This window comes from Bacillus sp. JZ39 (assembly GCF_053903145.1).
The window spans coordinates 3,655,909-3,677,574 of record NZ_CP096389.1 but is presented as its reverse complement, the minus strand read 5'-3'; the positions used below and the strand labels follow the sequence as shown (position 1 = coordinate 3,677,574).

The following is a 21,666-nucleotide window of genomic DNA, read 5'->3' as shown; positions in this document are numbered from 1 at the left end:
AAGGTGATCACCTGTTAGACAAATTTCAGTTCGCTTCAACAAGTTTTTTCAGTAAAAGACAAGAAAATGGCATGATTCTTGCATTTTTATTCATATGCGAAGATATATTTCATAACACGAGGAGGACTACATATGACAGTCACATACGCGCACGAACCATTTACCGATTTTACGGAAGCAAAGAATAAAACTGCATTTGGGGAGTCATTGGCCTTTGTAAACACTCAGCTCGGCAAACATTATCCGCTTGTCATAAATGGAGAAAAAATTGAAACGGACCGCAAAATCATTTCCATTAACCCGGCAAATAAAGAAGAGATCATTGGGTACGCGTCTACAGCAGATCAAGAGCTTGCTGAAAAAGCAATGCAAGCCGCATTACAGGCATTTGATTCCTGGAAAAAACAAAGACCGGAGCACCGCGCGAATATTCTCTTTAAGGCAGCGGCTATTTTGCGCAGAAGAAAGCATGAATTTTCAAGCTATCTTGTGAAGGAAGCGGGAAAACCGTGGAAGGAAGCAGATGCGGACACGGCTGAAGCGATAGACTTTTTAGAGTTCTATGCGCGCCAAATGTTAAAGCTCAAGGAAGGGGCTCCGGTGAAGAGCCGTGCTGGCGAGTTCAATCAATATCATTACGAAGCGCTTGGCGTCGGCATCGTCATTTCTCCATTTAACTTCCCGCTCGCAATTATGGCGGGAACAGCGGCGGCAGCGATTGTGACAGGAAATACGATTCTCTTAAAACCGGCTGACGCAGCCCCGGTAGTGGCAGCAAAATTTGTCGAGGTCATGGAGGAAGCGGGCCTGCCAAACGGCGTTCTGAATTACATTCCGGGAGATGGAGCGGAGATCGGTGATTTCTTAGTTGAGCATCCGAAGACACGGTTTGTCTCATTTACAGGTTCCCGTGCAGTCGGCTGCCGGATTTATGAGCGAGCCGCCAAAGTGCAGCCGGGCCAAAAATGGCTCAAACGGGTAATTGCAGAAATGGGCGGAAAAGACACAGTGCTTGTTGACAAGGACGCCGATCTTGACCTTGCTGCATCCTCTATCGTGTATTCAGCATTTGGATATTCAGGGCAGAAGTGTTCTGCGGGCTCCCGCGCGGTCATTCATCAGGATGTTTATGATGAAGTGGTGGAAAAAGCTGTGGCGCTGACCAAAACGCTGACTGTCGGCAATCCAGAAGATCCTGATACGTATATGGGTCCCGTGATTCATGAAGCATCCTACAACAAAGTGATGAAATACATTGAAATCGGCAAATCTGAAGGCAAGCTATTGGCCGGCGGAGAAGGCGATGATTCAAAAGGCTACTTTATTCAGCCGACGATCTTTGCAGATGTTGATGAAAACGCCCGCTTGATGCAGGAAGAAATTTTCGGCCCGGTTGTTGCGATTTGCAAAGCGCGTGATTTCGATCATATGCTGGAGATTGCCAATAACACGGAATACGGATTAACAGGTGCGCTTCTGACGAAAAACCGTGCGCACATTGAACGGGCGCGCGAGGATTTCCATGTCGGAAACCTATATTTTAACAGAGGATGTACCGGAGCAATTGTCGGCTATCAGCCGTTCGGCGGTTTTAATATGTCAGGAACAGACTCAAAAGCAGGCGGTCCCGATTACTTAATTCTTCATATGCAAGCCAAAACAACGTCCGAAGCTTTTTGATTTGAGAGAAATAAAATCGTGCGATTCTTTAGCGGATCGCACGATTTCAACTTTTTGATCAGGAGGACAATTTATGCAGTATACAAAAATCAGTCACATGAATCCGGCTGAAAGAGTGGAGGCGCTGACAGCATCTCTGGTCAGCCTCAGCAGCGTGAACGGCACCGTAGGAGAAGGGACAAAAGCAGATTTCATCAAAGAAGTGATCACGAGCTATCCTTATTTTCAGGAAAACCCCAGTCATGTGTGGGAACAGGCCATTCCCAATGACCCATACAATCGCAAAAATATTTTTGCATTTATTGAAGGACATGGAGAAAGCCGAAATACAGTCATTTACCATGCCCATCTGGATACAGTCGGAATTGAAGATTTCGGCCCTTTAAAGGATATCGCTTTTGATTGTGAGAAATTGGCCGAGTATTTCAGCCGCTATGAGTTCGATCAGGATGTTCAGCGGGATGCCAAATCAGGCGAGTGGATGTTCGGAAGAGGATCTGTCGATATGCAAAGCGGCATCGCCGTGCATTTAGCCAATCTCCTGCATTTTTCGGAGAACCTTGAGACGTTGCCGGGAAATGTATTGTTTATGGCCAATCCCGATGAGGAGAGCCAGCATTCGGGCATTCTCGCCAGCATTTCAGAGCTGAACCGGCTAAAAAAAGAAAAACAGCTTCACTATTTGGCTGCTATTAATACGGACTTTATTACCCCGCTTTACGATGGTGATCAGACAAGATATATCTATACCGGAGCCGCGGGAAAACTGCTGCCGTGCTTTTACATCCACGGGCGGGAAGTCCATGTTGGCGATACACTGGCAGGGATTGACCCAAATTTCATTTCATCTGAAATCACAAGCCGTCTCCACAATAACATCCATCTGGCAGAAAAGGTTGAAGGGGAGTTGGTTCTGCCACCATCCTGTTTGTATCAGCGTGATAACAAGGAATCCTATAATGTGCAAACGGCTGTCAGCACCAGCTTGTATTTCAATTGTTTTATTTATGAAAGAACAGCAAAAGAAATGATGGATTTGCTTATTGAAGTCACTGAGGAAGCATGCCGAGAGACACAACAAAAATTATCAGATTATTATGAAGAATATGCAAAAAGAGCCAACCTGCCAAAGAAACATTTATCATGGGACATTCAAGTGTATAGCCTGGAGCAATATTTAGAAAAGCTGAGAAACCGGGGGATAGATCCCGAGCAGTGTATCGAGCAGACATTCAAAGCCAACGAGCACCTTGAACTTCGCATGAGATGCTTTCAGGCAATCGAAGAGCTTCAAAAGCTTGACCCCGATCAAGGCGCAAAAGTCATTCTATTTTACGCACCTCCTTACCTGCCGCATAACTATTTGAAAGAAGATAGCGCAAGAGATCAGCTTTTGCAGCATGTGATTAAAGAAGCGGCTGACAAAACCGCTGAATCGACAGGCGAAACATTTGTCTTCAAAAAGTTTTTCCCCTACTTGGCAGACGGCAGTTTTTTATCACTGCACGAAACCGATGGCGAAATTGATTCTTTTATCAGGAACTTTCCTGGGTGGAATATGATTGGGACCATTCCGTTCAAAGACATACGCAAGCTGAATATTCCATCCATTAATATGGGTGTGTACGGAAAAGACGGCCATAAATGGACAGAACGAGTCTATAAACCGTACACATTTCATGTATTGCCTCTCCTCATACAGCAAACCACCGTTCACCTTTTGCAGAGCTACCGGATGACCATCATGGCAAAAGAACCAAAGGGGGAAGGATGATGCAGAATCATAAAAATGAATTGCAGCGCAGCATGAAAAGCAGGCATTTGTTTATGATTGCTTTGGGAGGGGTGATTGGCACTGGGCTGTTTCTAGGCTCTGGCTTTACCATTAGCCAGGCGGGACCGCTCGGCGCCATTGCCGCTTATATCATCGGCGGATTTTTAATGTATCTCGTCATGCTTTGTTTAGGAGAATTGGCTGTTGCCATGCCGGTGGCCGGATCGTTTCAGGCCTACGCCACTAAATTTCTGGGACCGTCGACAGGCTTTATGATTGGCTGGCTGTATTGGTTCAGCTGGGCGAATACAGTGGGGTTAGAGCTGACGTCAGCAGGCATTTTGATGCAAAGGTGGCTGCCCTCTGTTCCGATCTGGATATGGTGCCTCGTGTTCGGCATCGTCATCTTTTTGATTAATGCGCTCTCTGTCAGAAGCTTTGCAGAAATGGAATTTTGGTTTTCAAGCATCAAAGTGGCGGCGATCATATTATTTATTGTGATTGGCGGAGCCGCTGTGTTTGGCTTGATTGACTTTAAAGGCGGACAGGAGACACCCTTTTTGTCTAACTTTATGACTGATAGAGGACTTTTCCCTAATGGGGTGCTGGCCGTTATGTTTACGCTGGTCATGGTGAACTTCTCCTTTCAGGGAACGGAGCTTGTCGGCATTGCGGCAGGGGAAAGTGAAAGTCCGGAAAAAACACTGCCAAAGTCCATTCGAAATGTCATTTGGCGCACGCTGTTTTTCTTTGTGCTCGCTATGTTCGTCTTGGTTGCCATCCTTCCGTACAAAACGGCGGGGGTGATTGAAAGCCCATTTGTAGCGGTACTCGATCAAATCGGCATCCCATTTTCGGCAGATATCATGAACTTTGTCATCTTAACAGCCATTTTATCTGTTGCTAATTCGGGGTTGTATGCGGCGTCTCGTATGATGTGGTCACTTTCATCAAATCAAATGGGTCCATCCTTTCTCACCAGACTGACAAAAAAAGGCGTGCCGATGAATGCCCTGCTGATTACGTTGGGCATTTCAGGCTGTTCGCTGCTGACAAGTGTCATGGCCGCAGAAACAGTGTATTTATGGTGTATCTCAATCTCGGGCATGGTGACAGTTGTCGCGTGGATGTCCATTTGTGCGTCGCAATTTTTCTTTCGCAGACGTTTCCTTGCTGAAGGCGGAAATGTGAATGACCTGGAGTTCAGAACGCCGCTTTATCCGCTAGTCCCGATGCTCGGATTTTGTTTATATGGCTGCGTGTTGATCAGCCTTATTTTCATTCCGGATCAAAGAATCGGCTTATACTGCGGTGTGCCGATCATTATTTTCTGCTATGCATACTATCATCTAAGCATCAAAAAGCGTATAAATCATGAACCGATTGAAAAAAAGCAGACAGAGGCGCAATAGAAAAAGCTCTCCGGGAGGCCGGAGAGCTTTTTCTACGTGTTACATCCTCATGTATTTTTAGAATGAAATATAGAAATATATAATGGGGTTTAAATGAAAATAATAAATGTTATAAAGATTTCGTTCGAATTGTAAATAATGAAAAAACAATGCTAAACTATAATACAACTTTTATGATAAGAAGATTATGGAAGAGGTGTTTGAGAAAGAATGAACAGCAATCAAAACAATGACACCAAAACAAAACATCATTTTCCGTTATTGTTGGCACTGGCTTTAACGATGGGGGTATTTGCAGCCGGATCTGAAGAGCTTGTGATCTCACCGCTGCTGCCGGATTTAGCAAAAGCCTTCAGCTCAGATGTCAGTGTCCTTGCATTATCTATCAGTATTTACGGCATTATGATTTTTATCGGTGCGCCGCTTTTGGTTCCATTAGGCGATAAATACTCCAGAGAACTGAGTTTATTGGCCGGGCTTATAATCTTTATCATAGGAACGGTGATATGCGCTTTGGCTCAAAATATTTTTTTCTTCTTTTTAGGCCGGGCGCTTTCGGGATTGGCTGCGGGAGCGTTTGTTCCGACCGCATACGCAGTTGTCGGTGATCGTGTTCCTTATACATACCGGGGCAAGGTGATGGGACTGATCGTTTCAAGCTGGTCGCTGGCGCTGATTTTCGGAGTGCCGCTCGGATCATTTATCGGCGGCGTCCTGCATTGGAGATGGACGTTTTGGATTTTCGCCTTGATGGGTGTTTTAGTTGTCCTGCTGATTCTCCTTGAAATGCGCCGCCATGCCCAACATAAAAACAGCGGCAAGGAAGAAATAGAAGAGCCGGCAGGAACATTCCGGGATGCGCTGAAAGTCCCTCGTGTACCTGTTTATATCACGATAACTTTTTGTAATATGATTGGTTTTTACGGTATGTATTCCTTTTTAGGCACCTATCTTCAAGACGTTTTTACCGGAGGAAACACGGCTGCGGGCTTATTTATCATGATTTATGGAATCGGGTTTTCCATGAGTGTGATTACAGGAAAGATAGCCGACCGCATCGGAAAAATGCGCTCCCTTTTGATTGCGCTGGGGGTCATCAGCGTTCTGCTGGCGTGTTTACCATATGCGCCGGCGTCAATGTTTCTGTTAATCGTCAGCCTATTTATTTGGGGATTAATGCAAAGTTTGACGGTGACGCTGCTCAGCACCATTTTGAGTGACTGCTCAGAGCGTCATCGCGGAAAAGTCATGGTGTTTTACAGCCTCGCCTCGAATCTGGCCGTGACATTAGGTTCTGCTTTAATGGGACCCGTCTATGTGGCATACGGCTATGCAGCTGTCGGATTGATTTGCGCAGCCATCACAGTCCTCGGATTTGTGCTCAGTATATTCGCATATAAAAAGTACGGCAAACTTGAGCAGAAGGCCGATCAGTCCTTATCTCAATAAACAAAGTTTCTAAATTCCTATAATTAAAAACCCTTTATAAAGGGTTTTTTTGTTTGTATGGGAATAATTATCAATATTTTCAAAAAACATTGACAGTTCAATTGCCGCTGGATAAAATTTACTTAAAATTTTAAAAGATTGGTTGGTGCTCATGATTATATTGGATAATAGCATTCAGACAAAAAAAAGAACTGATTCACTATCCAAACTCATTACAGTCAACACGCTCGGCCCTGAGGGGACAAGCAGTGAGTACGCAGCAAAGCATTTCATTTCCAATTTTACTCTTCTACAAGGGCTGAACAGTAAATTGTCCTTGCATGATACTTTTGAATCATGCATCGAAAGGACGCTCCAAAGCCCGCTGGAATATACCATCGTCCCACATGCTTACGATGGCATTAAGCATTTCTACATGAGGCCGGATTTGCAGCTATTGCAGATCTTCAGGTGCGATACACCGATGTACGGCCTGGCTGTTCGTCCTGATTTTGAATTCAGAGACGATATGCTTGATACATCTGTTATTGTTTCACATCCTTCACCTATTAATTTAATCAAATATTTTACCCGCAAAGATGTTCGTTTCAAACTAGTCAATTCAACCAGTCAAGCTGCAAGAAAAGTAAAAGAAGGTTTGTATGACATTGCCTTAACCAATGAGCTTGCACGGCAAAAGTACGGGCTAACCTTTGTAAAAACATTCAAAAGCATTCCAATGAGCTGGTCATTATTTGGAAAAGGAGACGTTGATGATGAAAACTAAAGAAGATATGCAGGAGCTTTATTTCCCGACACCGAAATTAATTGAATGGGAAAACGGAGTGAGGCAGTATTCAACCGTACGAGGGGATACTGAAGTATTAATGTCTTACGTCCCGCCGCATACCAATGTTGAACCCCATCAGCATAAGGAGGTCCAAATCGGCATGGTCGTTTCTGGCGAGCTGATGATGACTGTCGGAGATGTGACAAGAAAAATGACAGCCTTGGAATCTGCCTATATCGCGCCGCCGCATGTGCCTCACGGGGCAAGAAACGACACAGACCAAGAAGTGATTGCTATTGATATCAAGCGGCTGAAAGCTGATGAAACATATACAAGTCCTGAGGACTACTTTTTGGATATTTTCAAAACAAGAGACCTGCTGCCGGGCATGGAAGTCACGTTCTTTGTTGAGGATTGGGTAGAAATTATGCTTGCCAAAATCCCTGGAAATGGCGGAGAAATGCCTTTCCATAAACATCGGAATGAACAAATCGGCATCTGCATCGGCGGCGGCTATGACATGACGGTCGAAGGCTGCACAGTCGAGATGAAATTCGGCACAGCCTATTTCTGTGAGCCTCGTGAAGATCACGGTGCCATCAACCGTTCGGAAAAAGAATCAAAATCGATTAATATCTTCTTCCCGCCGCGCTACAACAGAGCAAAAGCAAAAAAAATGAAGGCGGATGAATGATCATGAACCTCACCGATAAAACCGTCCTCATAACAGGAGGCGCATCAGGCATTGGTTATGCTGCGGTTCAGGCTTTTTTGGGCCAGCAGGCCAATGTGGTTGTGGCGGATATTGATGAAGCGCAGGGAGAAGCAATGGTACGAAAAGAAAATAATGACAGGCTGCACTTTGTGCAAACGGACATCACAGACGAAGCTGCCTGCCAGCACGCAGTTGAATCGGCGGTTCATACATTTGGCGGACTCGATGTCTTGATTAATAATGCAGGCATCGAAATCGTGGCGCCCATTCACGAGATGGAGCTCAGCGATTGGAACAAGGTGCTGCAAGTCAATTTGACCGGCATGTTTTTAATGAGCAAACATGCACTCAAGCATATGCTGGCCGCCGGCAAGGGCAACATCATTAATACGTGCTCTGTCGGCGGACTCGTGGCATGGCCTGATATTCCTGCCTATAACGCCAGCAAAGGCGGGGTTTTGCAGCTGACTAAATCAATGGCCGTTGATTATGCGAAGCATCAAATTCGCGTGAACTGCGTATGCCCGGGGATCATCGACACACCGCTGAATGAAAAATCATTCCTTGAAAATAACGAAGGCACACTTGAAGAGATCAAAAAAGAAAAGGCGAAGGTAAATCCGCTGCTGAGGCTTGGGAAACCTGAAGAAATCGCAAACGTGATGCTGTTTTTAGCCTCGGATTTATCAAGCTATATGACCGGAAGCGCCATCACCGCAGACGGAGGATACACCGCACAATAGAGAAGGAGTGTTTTACATATGGAGAGAAAAACAGTATTGGTCATCGCTGATCTTGGAGGCTGCCCGCCGCACATGTTTTATAAAAGCGCTGCTGAAAAATATAACCTGGTCAGCTTTATTCCAAGACCTTTTGCAATTACAGCCTCCCATGCAGCATTGATTGAAAAATACTCGGTCGCGGTCATAAAAGATAAAGACTATTTTAAGAGTTTAGCTGATTTTGAGCATCCTGACTCCATTTATTGGGCGCATGAGGATCATAACAAGCCTGAGGAAGAGGTCGTCGAGCAAATCGTCAAGGTTGCCGAAATGTTTGGGGCGGATGCCATCACAACAAACAATGAATTATTCATTGCTCCGATGGCGAAAGCCTGTGAACGTCTGGGCTTGAGAGGTGCCGGCGTGCAGGCAGCCGAAAATGCCAGAGATAAAAATAAAATGAGGGACGCTTTTAATAAGGCCGGAGTCAAATCGATCAAAAACAAACGAGTCACAACTCTTGAAGATTTCCGTGCTGCTCTTGAAGAGATCGGCACACCTCTTATCTTAAAGCCTACATACTTAGCGAGTTCAATCGGTGTAACGCTGATTACGGACACTGAGACGGCAGAAGATGAATTTAACAGAGTCAATGACTATCTGAAATCAATTAACGTGCCAAAGGCGGTTACGTTTGAAGCGCCGTTTATCGCTGAAGAATTTTTACAGGGTGAGTACGGAGACTGGTATCAAACAGAAGGGTACTCCGACTATATCAGTATAGAAGGCATCATGGCTGACGGTGAGTATTTCCCGATCGCCATTCATGATAAAACGCCGCAAATCGGGTTTACAGAGACATCCCACATTACGCCGTCCATTCTGGATGAAGAGGCAAAAAAGAAAATTGTCGAAGCTGCCAAAAAGGCAAATGAAGGGCTTGGCCTGCAAAATTGCGCAACACATACAGAGATCAAGCTAATGAAAAACAGAGAACCGGGTTTAATTGAATCGGCAGCCAGATTTGCCGGCTGGAATATGATCCCTAACATTAAAAAGGTTTTCGGCCTTGATATGGCGCAATTATTATTAGATGTCCTCTGTTTCGGAAAAGACGCCGATCTGCCGGACGGATTATTGGATCAAGAGCCTTATTATGTTGCCGACTGCCATTTGTACCCGCAGCATTTCAAACAAAATGGCCAAATTCCTGAAACTGCTGAGGATTTGGTCATTGAAGCGATCGATATTCCGGACGGGCTTTTAAAAGGGGATACTGAAATCGTTTCTTTTTCGGCCGCAGCACCAGGCACTTCAGTTGATTTGACATTGTTTGAAGCTTTCAATTCCATTGCTGCATTTGAACTGAAAGGCAGTAATTCACAGGATGTGGCTGAATCAATCAGACAAATTCAGCAGCATGCAAAGCTGACGGCAAAGTATGTGCTGCCAGTATGAAACAGCTGAAACCCAACTCTAAATACTTGCTTTACGGGCAGGCGCTATCGTTCATGGGAGACTATTGTGTTCTCCCTGCCCTGCTCATTTTGTCTACATATTATCACGATTATTGGGTGACGTCCGGGGTCATCGTGGTCAGAAGCATTCCGATGGTGTTTCAGCCGTTTTTGGGGGTTCTGGTCGACCGGTTAGACAGAATTAAGATCATGCTGTGGACGGATATCATCAGAGGCATCATCTTTTTGGGGCTCACATTTCTTCCAAAAGGCGAGTATCCGCTGATTTTTCTGGCCCTGCTGTTTATTTCTTATGGAAGCGGCGTGTTTTTTAATCCCGCCCGTCTCGCTGTCATGTCGTCCTTGGAATCAGATATTAAAAGCATCAACACGTTATTTGCAAAAGCGACAACCATCTCCATTATCGTCGGGGCGGCTGCCGGAGGGCTCTTTCTGTTAGGGGGATCTGTAGAGCTGGCTGTTGCCTTTAACGGTGTGACATACCTGGTTTCGGCATTTTTTATCAGCCGTATCAAGCTGCAATTTGTGCCGATTCAATCTGAAAACATTAAAGAGGCCTTTCAGTCTTTTAAGGAAGGACTCAAGGAAATCAAAACCAATGCATTCGTATTAAACGCCATGTTTACGATGATTACAATGGCTTTGCTGTGGGGAGTTGTGTACAGCTATTTTCCGATTGTCAGCCGCTTTTTGGGTGACGGGGAAATCGGCAACTTTATTCTCACGTTCTGCATCGGTTTCGGCGGCTTTATCGGAGCGGCGCTTGTCGGCAAATGGGGCTTTAACAATAATAGAGGCCTGACGTACTTTACCGTTTTATCCATTGTCTCGCTGGCGCTGTTTTTATTCACGCCGATTTTCGCTGTTTCTGTCATCGCGGCGATCCTCTTTTTCATCGCGATGGAATACGGGGAAGTGCTTGCAAAAGTGAAGGTTCAGGAAAATGCGGCAAACCAGATTCAAGGGCGCATTTTTTCAGTGGCTGAAGCGTCTATCGGATTATGCATTTCTATTGGTTCAATGTTCATTAACATCCTCAGCGCTCCGGTCATTATGGGGCTGATTGTCGTGATCGTATGCGGTTTGTTTCTGCATACGAAGCTCGTCAACAAATCGTTTTTGGAACGGGATAACAAAACGGAGCAAAAAGGAGTCTTTTAGATGGAAATAACACCGTCCGATGTCATCAAGACACTTCCAAGGCAGGAGTTTTCTCTCGTTTTTCAAAAGGTAAAGGAATTGGAAAAAACGGGGGCCCATATCATTAATCTCGGACAGGGGAACCCTGACCTTCCCACTCCGCCGCATATTGTGGAGGCTTTGCGGGAGGCGTCCTTGAATCCTTCGTTTCATGGATACGGCCCTTTCAGGGGCTATCCTTTTTTGAAGGAAGCAATCGCTGCTTTCTATAAAAGAGAATACGGCGTGACAATCAATCCTGAAACGGAGGTCGCGCTTTTCGGAGGCGGGAAAGCCGGTTTGTATGTGCTGACACAATGCCTGCTCAATCCGGGAGACATCGCTTTAGTCCCGAATCCAGGCTACCCTGAATATTTATCAGGGATTACGATGGCGCGAGCTGAGCTTTACGAAATGCCGCTGTATGAAGAAAATGGCTATCTGCCGGATTTTGAAAAGATTGATCCAGCCGTGCTGGAAAAAGCGAAGCTTATGTTTTTAAACTATCCGAACAACCCCACTGGAGCTGTGGCTGATGCGGCTTTTTATGCAAGAGCTGCTGCTTTTGCAAAAGAGCATCATATCCATTTGATTCATGATTTTGCATACGGAGCGTTTGAATTCGATCAAAAACCGGCCAGCTTTCTTGAGGCAGAGGATGCCAAAATTGTCGGAGCAGAGCTTTATTCATTTTCAAAAACATTTAACATGGCCGGCTGGAGAATGGCGTTTGCGGTTGGGAACGAAAAGATCATTCAGGCCGTCAATGAATTTCAGGATCATGTATTTGTCGGCATGTTCGGCGGGCTGCAGCAGGCAGCGAGTGCGGCGCTTTCTGGAGATCCGGAGCATACGGAATCGTTGAAACGAATTTATAAGGAACGAATTGACTTTTTTACGGCGCTTTGCGAAAAGGAACTGGGCTGGAAGATGGAAAAGCCAAAAGGAACCTTTTACGTATGGGCTGAAATTCCGAATACGTTTGAGACATCTCACCAATTTTCCGATTACTTGCTGGAGAATGCCCATGTCGTAGTCACACCGGGCGAAATTTTTGGAAGCAACGGAAAAAGGCATGTCAGAATCTCAATGGTGTCGAAGCAGGAGGATCTGCGGGAATTTGTCACGCGGATTCAAAAGCTGAACCTGCCGTTCGGGTCATTACAAGAAACATCCCGCTAAAAAGCGGGATGTTTTTATATGCTTTTCATGCTGCCGCCGTCAGCGGAAATTTGTTGCCCCGTGATGTAGGAGGCTTCCTCAGAGGCAAGAAATGCGGCGAGCGCTGCGGTTTCTTCGGCTGATCCGACCCGTTTCATCGGAATCCCGGAAGCAATCTGTTCTTCTGCTTTCTGTTTGGATATGCTGTTCTTTTTCATCACATTTTCCACAAATTGATGATAACGGTCTGTAGCGATAAAACCAGGATTCAGACAGTTGACAGTAATGTTGTGAGGAGCAAGCTGGATGGAAATATTTTTACTGGCGTTAATTAAAGCGGCATTCATCATACTGTTTGTGAACATGTTGGCGCCGGGTTCCTTCCACAGATTTCCGACAATGTTGATGATTCTGCCAAACTCGTTTTGTTTCATCAGTGAGGAAGCACGCTTGATTGCGTCAATATAGGCAACGGTCTTTTGAGTGAACGTGGCCGTCATATCCTCTATATTGCAGTTATCAAATGTGTCAGGCGCGCCGCCCGGGATATTATTAATCAGAACATCAAGCCGTCCGCATTGAGATTCGATTGCCTGAAAAATGGCCGCTCTCGTATGCTGGTCAGACATATCGCCCGCAAGGACAATGACGCTCGCCTCAGGATGCTTGGCCAAAATGTCTTCTTTGACAGATTCAATATTATCCAAATTTCGCGAATTAATGACGAGGGAAAAGTGCTGGTCTGCTAATTTCAGAGCGATTGCTTTCCCAATCCCTTGACTGGCTCCCATAACAAATACGGTTCGTTTTGACAAATAACTGCACCCCTTTGAAAAAAATGGATTATTATCTACATCGTAAGAAAAAACGAAGAAAATAGCAAATTTTATTTAAATTCTGATAAAGGAGAATTGAAAAACTCCCGCCGGATAGGGCGGGAGGGGATATTATACATATAGGAATTGAGGAAGTGTATCAAGCGAAAGGTGATTGCCGACAAAGAATGAACCAAATTCGCCATAGCGAGCGCTGACTTCGTCAAAACGCATTTCGTACACTAGCTTCTTGAATTGAAGGACATCATCGCTGAATAATGTAACGCCCCACTCGTAATCGTCAAAGCCGACAGAGCCGGTGATGATCTGTTTGACTTTGCCCGCATAGCTGCGGCCGATTAAACCGTGGCTTCTCATCAAGTTTCTGCGTTCCTCCATTGAAAGCATATACCAGTTGTCGTTGCCGGATCTTCTTTTATCCATTGGATAGAAGCATACATATTTTGATTCCGGCAGTTCAGGGTAAAGGCGCGCGCGCACATGCGGATTTTCGTAAGGATCGCCGTCACCGCTTGCCAAGTAGTTGCTCAGCTCTACCACTGATACGTAGGAGTATGCCGGAATGGTGAATTCAGCAAGTCTTGATTTGTTGAATTCAAGCTCAATTTGATTTAATTCTTCCATTGTAGGACGAAGGATCATCAGCATAAAATCAGCTTTTTGGCCGACGATGCTGTAAAGAGTTTGCGATCCTTTTCCTTCTTTTTGGGCTACGCCCCATTTTTCAAGCAACCCGGTGAATTCATGTATGATAGATTGGCGCTCATCACTGGACAGAAGCTTCCAGGAAGCCCAATCCATTGTGCGGAAATCATGAAGCGCATACCAGCCGTCAAGCGTTTTTGCCGCTTCATTCGTCATTTGCTGTTCACTCATTTATCTTCACTCCCATTATCTTTTCATGATTGCCTTCACTATACCATAGTTTATCCGATTCTACTGTGGAGAAACCTTGAACATCCCTTCCGTATAACTCCAACAAAATAGAAGAACCTATAAAGGAAGATTGAGTCACTTAAATTAGTTAGAAAAATAAGATTTTTTTATGAAAGCGCTATAATGAAAGTTGGCTGTTTGAATTTGATTGGAAGAAGAGTATGCTAGTAAAAGAAAGCGTTTTTGTAACTTTTTGAGGAGGTTTTATTGTGGCAGATTTATTTTCAACAGTGCAAGAAAAAGTAGCTGGAAAAGACGTTAAAATTGTATTTCCTGAAGGCTTAGACGAGCGTATTTTAGAAGCGGTCAGCAAGCTTGCAGGAAACAAAGTGCTGAATCCGATTGTGATCGGCAATGAAAATGAGATCCAAGCAAAAGCAAAAGAATTGAACCTTACGCTGGACGGCGTTAAGATTTATGATCCTCATACATATGAAGGCATGGAAGACCTTGTACAAGCATTCGTAGAACGCCGCAAAGGCAAAGCGACTGAAGAACAGGCTCGTAAAGCATTATTAGACGAGAACTACTTCGGTACAATGCTGGTGTATAAAGGACTTGCAGACGGACTTGTAAGCGGAGCTGCTCACTCAACTGCTGACACTGTCCGCCCGGCTCTTCAAATCATCAAAACAAAAGAAGGCGTGAAAAAGACTTCCGGCGTGTTCATCATGGCTCGCGGAGAAGAGCAATACGTATTCGCAGATTGTGCGATCAACATTGCGCCTGACAGCCAAGATCTTGCCGAGATTGCGATCGAAAGTGCCAATACGGCAAAAATGTTCGACATTGAGCCTCGCGTGGCAATGCTCAGCTTCTCTACAAAAGGCTCAGCAAAATCTGATGAAACAGAAAAAGTAGCGGATGCAGTGAAAATCGCGAAAGAAAAAGCGCCTGAACTGACTCTTGATGGCGAATTCCAATTTGATGCTGCATTTGTTCCATCTGTAGCTGAGAAAAAAGCGCCGGATTCTGAGATCAAAGGGGACGCTAACGTATTCGTATTCCCAAGCCTTGAAGCAGGAAACATCGGCTATAAAATCGCTCAGCGTTTGGGCAACTTTGAAGCGGTAGGACCAATCCTGCAAGGTTTAAATATGCCTGTAAACGACCTTTCAAGAGGATGTAACGCTGAAGATGTTTACAATCTCGCATTAATTACAGCGGCGCAAGCACTGTAATAAAAATGAAGACGATGGCAGCTCTCGACCGAGGGCTGCCTTTTTGCGCTTCCGTATAGCCTTCTTTACCAAGACGGATGATATGAGTACAATAAAGAAAACTAATCATAACCATATATTTCATTAATGACAGGGGTGGGGTTTTTGTATTACGACGTGCTGAAAACGTTTATAGCGGTGGTAGAAGAAAAAAACTTCACAAAAGCGGCGGAAAAGCTGATGATCTCCCAGCCCAGCGTCAGTCTGCATATCAAAAATCTTGAGAAAGAATTTCAAACGGCTCTTCTGAACAGGTCGCCAAAACACTTTACGACAACACCGACAGGAGACATTTTATATCAAAGAGCAAAGCAAATGGTGTTTCTCTACGAACAAGCCAAGGCTGAAATCTATGCGCATCATCACTATGTGAAGGGTGAATTGAAAATAGCTGCAAGCTTTACAATCGGTGAGTATATTCTTCCGCCGCTATTGGCCCAGCTGCAAAAGCTGTATCCAGAGCTGAACCTCGATGTCATGATTGGCAATACAGAGGAGGTCAGCGAGCGTGTGCGGATGCTTCAGGCTGATATCGGGCTGATTGAAGGACATACAAACGAGAATGAGCTGGAAATTGAACCGTTCATGGAGGATGAAATGTGCATTGCCGCTCCAAATCAGCATCCGCTCGCCGGGCGGAAAGAGATTTCGATCAGCGATTTGCAGAACGAAGCGTGGGTGACAAGAGAGAAAGGCTCCGGGACGAGAGAATATCTCGATCATGTACTCAGTTCAAATGGACTTCGGCCGAAATCAATGTTCACCATCAGCAGCAATCAAGGTGTAAAGGAAGCGGTGATTAACGGCATGGGACTTTCTGTTCTATCCAGAAGCGTACTGCATAAGGATTTGATCCACCGCGAAATTTCAATTCTGCATATTAAAGATTTCTCGTTAAAGCGCAAGCTGTCTTACATTCATTCTCCTCTCATGGAGAATACAAAAAATAAAGAAATTTTTATTACGATGCTGAAAAGCAATTATCAATCACAGCTGCTGAAATGATATAATAGTTTTCGTTCAATAAGCCTAACATGAAAGGGTTTTACATAGATGGCAAACCAACCGATTGATTTACTGATGCAGCCGAAATGGAGAGTCATTGACCAATCCAGTCTCGGCCCTTTATTTGATGCGAAGCAATCCTTCGCAATGGATGATACGCTGTGCATGTCCGTCGGAAAAGGCGTGTCGCCGGCGACAGCGCGCTCATGGGTGCACCACGATACAATTGTCCTTGGAATACAGGATACACGCCTCCCGTTTTTGCAGGATGGCATCTCCTTGCTGGAGAGCGAAGGATACCGTGTGATCGTACGCAATTCCGGCGGTCTTGCCGTCGTATTGGATGACGGTGTTTTAAATATCTCTCTCATATTCGAGGACGAAAAGAAAGGCATCGATATAGACAAAGGATATGAAGCGATGGTCGAGCTGATGAGACGAATGCTGAGACCGTACAACGCAAAGATCGAAGCCTATGAAATTGAAGGGTCTTATTGTCCCGGCAGCTATGACCTCAGTATAAATGGCAAAAAGTTCGCCGGCATCTCTCAGAGACGCGTTCGCGGCGGAGTCGCTGTTCAAATTTATCTCTGTGCGGATAAAAGCGGCAGTGAAAGGGCCGACTTGATCAGACGATTCTATCAAGCGGCGCTGAAAGACAAACAAAACGATAAAAAAGGCGTCTATCCGGAAATACGTCCGGAAACGATGGCGTCCTTAAGTGAGCTTCTGCAAAAAGACATCTCCGTACAAGACTTAATGTTCGCTTTATTGACGGAATTAAAAGCGTTAAGCACTCATCTTTACTCTGCCGGACTGTCCACTGATGAGGAAATGGAATTTGAGAAAAACCTCGTCCGGATGGCTGAGCGGAATGCAAAGGTATTTGGGTGAACGTTCTTCGCATGCCGGCTGTATATGCCGGCATGCATTTTTTATCACAAGCGGCATTTTACCCCAATAATCTTATTTTCAGATAAATCCTTCTTACATACAGATAACCACAGCAAAAAGAAAAACGATAAAATGACATCAGCATCCATATTAAAGGGGAGAGGCAGATGAAAGGGAATATTTACAGCCTTTTTGTATTGATTGCGGCTTTTTTCTGGGGGACCACGGGAACCGTTCAGGCATTGGCTCCAGAAAGCGCCACACCGCTGGCATTTGGAGCGTTCAGGTTATTAATAGGAGGAAGCGCCATGCTGCTTGCGGTTTGGATCAGCCGGGAGCTTCACGTGAAAAATTGGTCATGGCCGCTCGTATTTTTAGCCGCTGTTTGTATGGCGTGTTACCAGCCGCTGTTTTTCACAGCGGTTAAAGAAACGGGAATTGCAGTGGGAACTGTGATTGCCATCGGCAGTGCGCCTATCATTGCCGGGACCCTCGAATGGGCTGTATTGAAGAAACGCCCGCGAAACTCCTGGTGGATTGCGACTGTGCTGGCTTTAACGGGTTGCTGGCTTCTGTTTTCCGACAGTTCCAATGTTCGGATTGATGTGGCTGGTGTTCTTATGGCGCTTGGAGCGGGTGCTTCTTTTGCAGGCTATACGCTCATCAGTAAAGCGATGATGAAAACCCAGCCTCCTCGAGCGACCTCTGCCGTTGTATTCATGCTCAGCGCCATCTTGCTGACGCCGCTATTATGGCAGTCAGATATCTCGTGGATATGGACCCCTAGAGGACTGGGAACAAGCCTTTACATCGGGTTAATTGCAACATGTGCCGCATACTTTTTGTTTGCGAAAGGGCTTACCGGGGTTCCGGCCTCGGCGGCGGTCACGCTGTCTTTAGCTGAACCGCTGACGGCTTCATTGCTTGGCGTGTTTTTCATAGGGGAAATGCTTTCGCCTTCCTCGTGGCTGGGCATTGCGCTTATGATGCTGGGGCTTTTGGTCATTTCTGCTGCGCCTCGAAAACAAAAAACGGCCGAGGCAGCTCACATGTCTTAATAGATTCACATAAGCTTGGCCTCATTTTACAAGAATAGCTGATCCGGCTGCAAAATGAGGAAATTCTCTTTTCTCAATAGAAAAGGGGATTTTGTACATGGCGAAAATCCCAAAACAGCTGCCCGTTTTGGGATTTTTCTATGTCATTCCGCTAATTTTTCTAAATTGCCGTTCCGGTCCATTTTGAAGGACGGAGAGGCATGTTCATCTTCTTCAAATAAAACTAGCTTTCTGGCTCTGTTCATAATTTTCACCAAGGTTTCATAATCTTCTTGGATCGTTTTTTGGTCTTTTTCAAGCTTTTGAACTTCTGCCTCTAGCTGCTCTGTTTTGTTTTGCAATTCCTGATTTTCTTTCTTTAAACGCTCGTTTTCCATTTTTAATGCTGATGATTGCTCGTTATTGCCTTCGTAATTCTGCAGGAAGCGGATCACATCATTCATCGTCATCTCAGGCGCAGCTGCAGGCGTTTGAGGAGACAATAAGTGTGATAGACTAGCTAACTCTTCCTTAAAGCTTTCATCAACAAAAGGCATATGTTCGCCAGACATTAAAGGTTGCTCATTTTCGACAGATGGTGTTTCCATTTTAACCGGCTCTTCTGCAGCGGTTTCTTGAATGATTTCAGGATCAACGGCAGGAGGCTGATATAATAATCTTTTTTTCGCGGGCTGCCCGTTTCCGAGCGCTCTCATCCGCTGTTTTCGTTGTTTCTTCGCAAGCTGGAGCGCTTTTTCATATTGATGGCGGACCACTGCGTTCCATCTGAATCCGCAGGCTGCGGATGTCCGGTTTAATTTATCGCCGACTTCTTCAAAGGCGTTCAGCTGAGTGCTGCCCTCCCTCACATGCCGAAGCACTGTTTCGGCTAAAAGCAGATCGTTTTCCTCTGACCAAGCGTCTTGTCGCTGTTTTGTCATTTATCTCAACTCCCATTTTTCTATTCATGGTATTAGAATGTCCAGGTTGGAAAATATTTATACAAATTGGCTGAAAGAATAGGAGATACGAAGGATGGAGCGGCTTGCAGGAACAGTCGAATCCTTGTAAAATGAAGAGTGATGTGATTTTTTTTTGAAACGTGATTTTAGGTTATTCACATAGATGAACATAGAAATGAAGGGAAGCGTACGTCATGGCTAATGAATTTCGAGTGTGTGATGATTGCCAAGCCACTAATATCAAAACATTGCTGCCGCGTTTGAAAGAAGTGGACCCAGACGCAAAGGTTGAGGTAGGATGCCAATCTTATTGCGGGCCCGGACGGAAAAAATCATTTGCTTTTGTGAACAATCGCCCGCTGTCAGCTCCGACAGAGGATGAGCTGATTGACAAAGTAAAAAAGAAAATAAAAAAGTAAAAACATATTTTTTCTTAGCCTCGGCCCTCAGGTCAGGCTTTTTTGCTTCACAAGATGTGTTTTTCATGAAGATGGAACAAATCGCCGGGCAAATTCAAGGATGTTTTCAAAGAATAGAGTCGATATAATAGAAACACGGCTAAAAAAAAGAGGGAATGACGATGGCGTATCCAAATGGAAAATTATCAGAAGAAAAAGTGTTTAAAGATCCGGTGCACCGCTATGTTCATGTTCGGGACAAGCTGATATGGGATTTAATCGGAACCCGTGAATTTCAGCGTCTCCGCAGAATTAAGCAGCTCGGAACGACCTATTTGACGTTCCATGGGGCTGAGCACAGCCGGTTCAACCATTCTCTCGGTGTCTATGAAATTGTCAGAAGAATGGTTGATGACGTCTTTAAAGGCCGCCCTGAATGGGATGACAGTGAGCGCGAACTCTGTTTGGCCGCGGCGCTGCTTCATGACCTCGGGCACGGGCCGTTCTCGCATTCATTTGAAAAGGTCTTTCACCTTGACCACGAGGATTTTACAAGAAGTATCATTTTGGGAGACACGGAGGTTAATCAGGTGCTCAGAAAGGTAAGCCCGGGTTTCCCTCAGGATGTTGCTGAAGTCATTGCCAAAACATATAAAAACAAGCAAGTGGTCAGCCTGATTTCGAGTCAGATTGACGCAGACCGCATGGATTACCTCCAGCGCGACGCATATTATACGGGCGTCAGCTACGGCCATTTTGATATGGAGCGGATTCTTCGGGTGATGCGGCCGCGCGAGGATCAGATCGTCATTAAAGAAAGCGGAATGCACGCTGTCGAAGACTATATCATGAGCCGTTACCAAATGTACTGGCAGGTCTACTTCCATCCTGTGACCAGAAGTGCAGAGGTCATTTTAACGAAGATTCTTCACAGGGCGAAGCAGCTGCACGATGAAGGCTATGTCTTCACTCACGCTCCGGTTCATTTCTATTCTATTTTTGAAGGGAAATTGACACTGGAGGATTATGTAAAGCTGGATGAATCTATTATTTTGTATTACTTCCAGGCCTGGGAGGATGAAGAAGACGCGATTTTATCCGACTTGTGCCGCAGATTCATTAACCGCCAGCTTTTCCAATACGTTGAATTCAATCCTAATGAAGAAATGTCGGCTTATTTTGAGCTGACTTCATTGTTCAAAGAGGCGGGGATCGATCCGAGCTATTATTTGGTCGTTGATTCTTCATCAGATCTGCCATACGATTTTTACCGACCAGGAGAGGAAGAGGAGCGTCTGCCGATCCATCTCTTGACGCAAAACGGCCAAATTAAAGAGCTGTCCAGGCAGTCGGCTATTGTGGAATCCATCTCAGGTAAACGGCGGACGGACCACAAGCTGTACTATCCAAAGGACTTGATTTGTGACGGCACTAAACATCCGGAAGCGAAAATGAAAATCCGGCAGCTGCTGGGACTGACATAGAAATTGGAAAGAAGGAAAAAGGAGATGTCGGGAATTTGTTGAAAGAACATGCAAAACTGATGAAGGTGTTCTCGGATTCTGGAGAAATCATCGGGCGAAAGAAGCTGCAGAAAATGATTTATATCGCCAAGAAAATGCAGTTTCCTTTCTATGAGAAATATGATTTTCACTTTTACGGACCATATTCAGAGGAACTGACGCTCCAGATTGAAGAGCTGTGCAACCTTGGATTTCTGCATGAGGTGAAGGAAAAAAAGGGCGGCTACTTTCAATATCGGTATTCTCTGACTGAGACAGGCTCCGCATTTTTAGACCATGCTGATCTGGACATGCCGGATATGAAAGGCTATATCGACAGTGTAAACAGCCGTTCATCACGGTTTTTAGAGCTGGTTTCCACGATCCTTTACTTTGACGGGCTTGAGGATGAGGAAAAGAAAGAAAAAGTCTTTACCATCAAAAGCAAGCAAAAATATACAAATGAAGAATATGACGAAGCGCTTCAATACATAGAGGAACTGAAGCAGATTTGTTAACCATACCAAGCAAAAGAAA

Annotated in this window: 20 protein-coding genes; 17 read left to right on the top strand and 3 right to left on the bottom strand. The window is 45.1% G+C overall.

All coding sequences use genetic code 11. The features are described 5' to 3' along the window. The first annotated feature begins 132 nt into the window (after window positions 1-132). The 10 genes from pruA to bacF all read left to right on the top strand — a co-directional run bounded on the left by pruA (window position 133) and on the right by bacF (window position 12,360). A complete protein-coding gene (pruA, locus tag M1D65_RS18845) occupies window positions 133-1,680 on the top strand; it encodes an L-glutamate gamma-semialdehyde dehydrogenase (protein WP_014478322.1) in 1,548 nt (515 codons plus the stop codon). Between the two features lie 73 nt (window positions 1,681-1,753). After that, window positions 1,754-3,454, top strand: coding sequence for a M20 family metallopeptidase (locus tag M1D65_RS18840; RefSeq protein WP_276354281.1), 1,701 nt, complete (start codon window positions 1,754-1,756; stop codon window positions 3,452-3,454). Beyond that, entirely contained in the window at window positions 3,454-4,866 is a 1,413-nt protein-coding gene (locus tag M1D65_RS18835; protein ID WP_021480909.1) for an amino acid permease, read from the top strand. Before M1D65_RS18840 ends, M1D65_RS18835 begins: the two co-directional genes overlap by 1 nt. Window positions 4,867-5,076: 210 nt before the next feature. Further along, window positions 5,077-6,315, top strand: a complete 1,239-nt coding sequence (locus M1D65_RS18830) for an MFS transporter (protein WP_101502523.1) — start codon at window positions 5,077-5,079, stop codon at window positions 6,313-6,315. A 151-nt stretch (window positions 6,316-6,466) separates the two neighbouring features. Continuing rightward, on the top strand, window positions 6,467-7,081 hold the full coding sequence (gene bacA / locus M1D65_RS18825) for a prephenate decarboxylase (protein WP_009968341.1): 615 nt from the start codon (window positions 6,467-6,469) through the stop codon (window positions 7,079-7,081). Beyond that, a complete protein-coding gene (bacB, locus tag M1D65_RS18820; RefSeq protein ID WP_003244300.1) occupies window positions 7,071-7,778 on the top strand; it encodes a 3-((4R)-4-hydroxycyclohexa-1,5-dien-1-yl)-2-oxopropanoate isomerase in 708 nt (235 codons plus the stop codon). Before bacA ends, bacB begins: the two co-directional genes overlap by 11 nt. Window positions 7,779-7,780: 2 nt before the next feature. After that, window positions 7,781-8,542, top strand: coding sequence for a dihydroanticapsin 7-dehydrogenase (gene bacC, locus M1D65_RS18815; RefSeq protein WP_003243359.1), 762 nt, complete (start codon window positions 7,781-7,783; stop codon window positions 8,540-8,542). Between the two features lie 18 nt (window positions 8,543-8,560). Beyond that, window positions 8,561-9,979 carry an alanine--anticapsin ligase gene (gene bacD / locus M1D65_RS18810; protein ID WP_003242921.1) on the top strand — a complete coding sequence of 473 codons (1,419 nt, stop codon included), beginning with the start codon at window positions 8,561-8,563 and terminating at the stop codon, window positions 9,977-9,979. Beyond that, entirely contained in the window at window positions 9,976-11,160 is a 1,185-nt protein-coding gene (bacE, locus tag M1D65_RS18805) for a bacilysin exporter BacE (RefSeq protein WP_019712823.1), read from the top strand. The genes bacD and bacE overlap by 4 nt, the downstream gene beginning before the upstream one ends. Beyond that, window positions 11,161-12,360 (top strand): transaminase BacF, encoded by a 1,200-nt coding sequence (bacF, locus tag M1D65_RS18800; protein WP_015714909.1) that lies wholly within the window; start codon window positions 11,161-11,163, stop codon window positions 12,358-12,360. It abuts the gene before it with no gap. A 14-nt stretch (window positions 12,361-12,374) separates the two neighbouring features. On the opposite strand, the gene bacG is transcribed toward bacF, so the two are convergent. After that, window positions 12,375-13,154 carry an NADPH-dependent reductase BacG gene (bacG, locus tag M1D65_RS18795; protein WP_161621149.1) on the bottom strand — a complete coding sequence of 260 codons (780 nt, stop codon included), beginning with the start codon at window positions 13,152-13,154 and terminating at the stop codon, window positions 12,375-12,377. Between the two features lie 132 nt (window positions 13,155-13,286). Next, on the bottom strand, window positions 13,287-14,051 hold the full coding sequence (hemQ, locus tag M1D65_RS18790; protein ID WP_003242896.1) for a hydrogen peroxide-dependent heme synthase: 765 nt from the start codon (window positions 14,049-14,051) through the stop codon (window positions 13,287-13,289). Window positions 14,052-14,320: 269 nt separating this feature from the next. On the opposite strand from hemQ, the gene pta reads away from it, so the two are divergent. The 4 genes from pta (at window position 14,321) to M1D65_RS18770 (ending at window position 18,288) form a co-directional block, all read left to right on the top strand. After that, entirely contained in the window at window positions 14,321-15,292 is a 972-nt protein-coding gene (gene pta, locus M1D65_RS18785) for a phosphate acetyltransferase (RefSeq protein ID WP_003235941.1), read from the top strand. Window positions 15,293-15,436: 144 nt separating this feature from the next. Continuing rightward, entirely contained in the window at window positions 15,437-16,336 is a 900-nt protein-coding gene (gene cysL / locus M1D65_RS18780; RefSeq protein ID WP_014481233.1) for a cysJI operon transcriptional regulator CysL, read from the top strand. Window positions 16,337-16,384: 48 nt separating this feature from the next. Then, a complete protein-coding gene (gene ywfL, locus M1D65_RS18775; protein ID WP_021480904.1) occupies window positions 16,385-17,230 on the top strand; it encodes an octanoyl-[GcvH]:protein N-octanoyltransferase in 846 nt (281 codons plus the stop codon). Window positions 17,231-17,397: 167 nt separating this feature from the next. Next, window positions 17,398-18,288, top strand: a complete 891-nt coding sequence (locus M1D65_RS18770; protein ID WP_038829804.1) for a carboxylate/amino acid/amine transporter — start codon at window positions 17,398-17,400, stop codon at window positions 18,286-18,288. Between the two features lie 143 nt (window positions 18,289-18,431). Here M1D65_RS18770 and rsfA read toward each other — a convergent pair whose 3' ends face one another. Further along, entirely contained in the window at window positions 18,432-19,208 is a 777-nt protein-coding gene (rsfA, locus tag M1D65_RS18765; RefSeq protein WP_019712820.1) for a prespore-specific transcription regulator RsfA, read from the bottom strand. Window positions 19,209-19,423: 215 nt separating this feature from the next. Between rsfA and M1D65_RS18760 the strand changes: the two genes are divergently transcribed. The 3 genes from M1D65_RS18760 to M1D65_RS18750 all read left to right on the top strand — a co-directional run bounded on the left by M1D65_RS18760 (window position 19,424) and on the right by M1D65_RS18750 (window position 21,647). Further along, window positions 19,424-19,648 (top strand): DUF1450 domain-containing protein, encoded by a 225-nt coding sequence (locus M1D65_RS18760; RefSeq protein WP_003222050.1) that lies wholly within the window; start codon window positions 19,424-19,426, stop codon window positions 19,646-19,648. Between the two features lie 161 nt (window positions 19,649-19,809). Further along, window positions 19,810-21,111, top strand: coding sequence for an HD domain-containing protein (locus M1D65_RS18755; RefSeq protein WP_276354269.1), 1,302 nt, complete (start codon window positions 19,810-19,812; stop codon window positions 21,109-21,111). A 35-nt stretch (window positions 21,112-21,146) separates the two neighbouring features. Continuing rightward, window positions 21,147-21,647 (top strand): YwgA family protein, encoded by a 501-nt coding sequence (locus tag M1D65_RS18750; RefSeq protein WP_003227524.1) that lies wholly within the window; start codon window positions 21,147-21,149, stop codon window positions 21,645-21,647. Window positions 21,648-21,666: the final 19 nt, after the last annotated feature.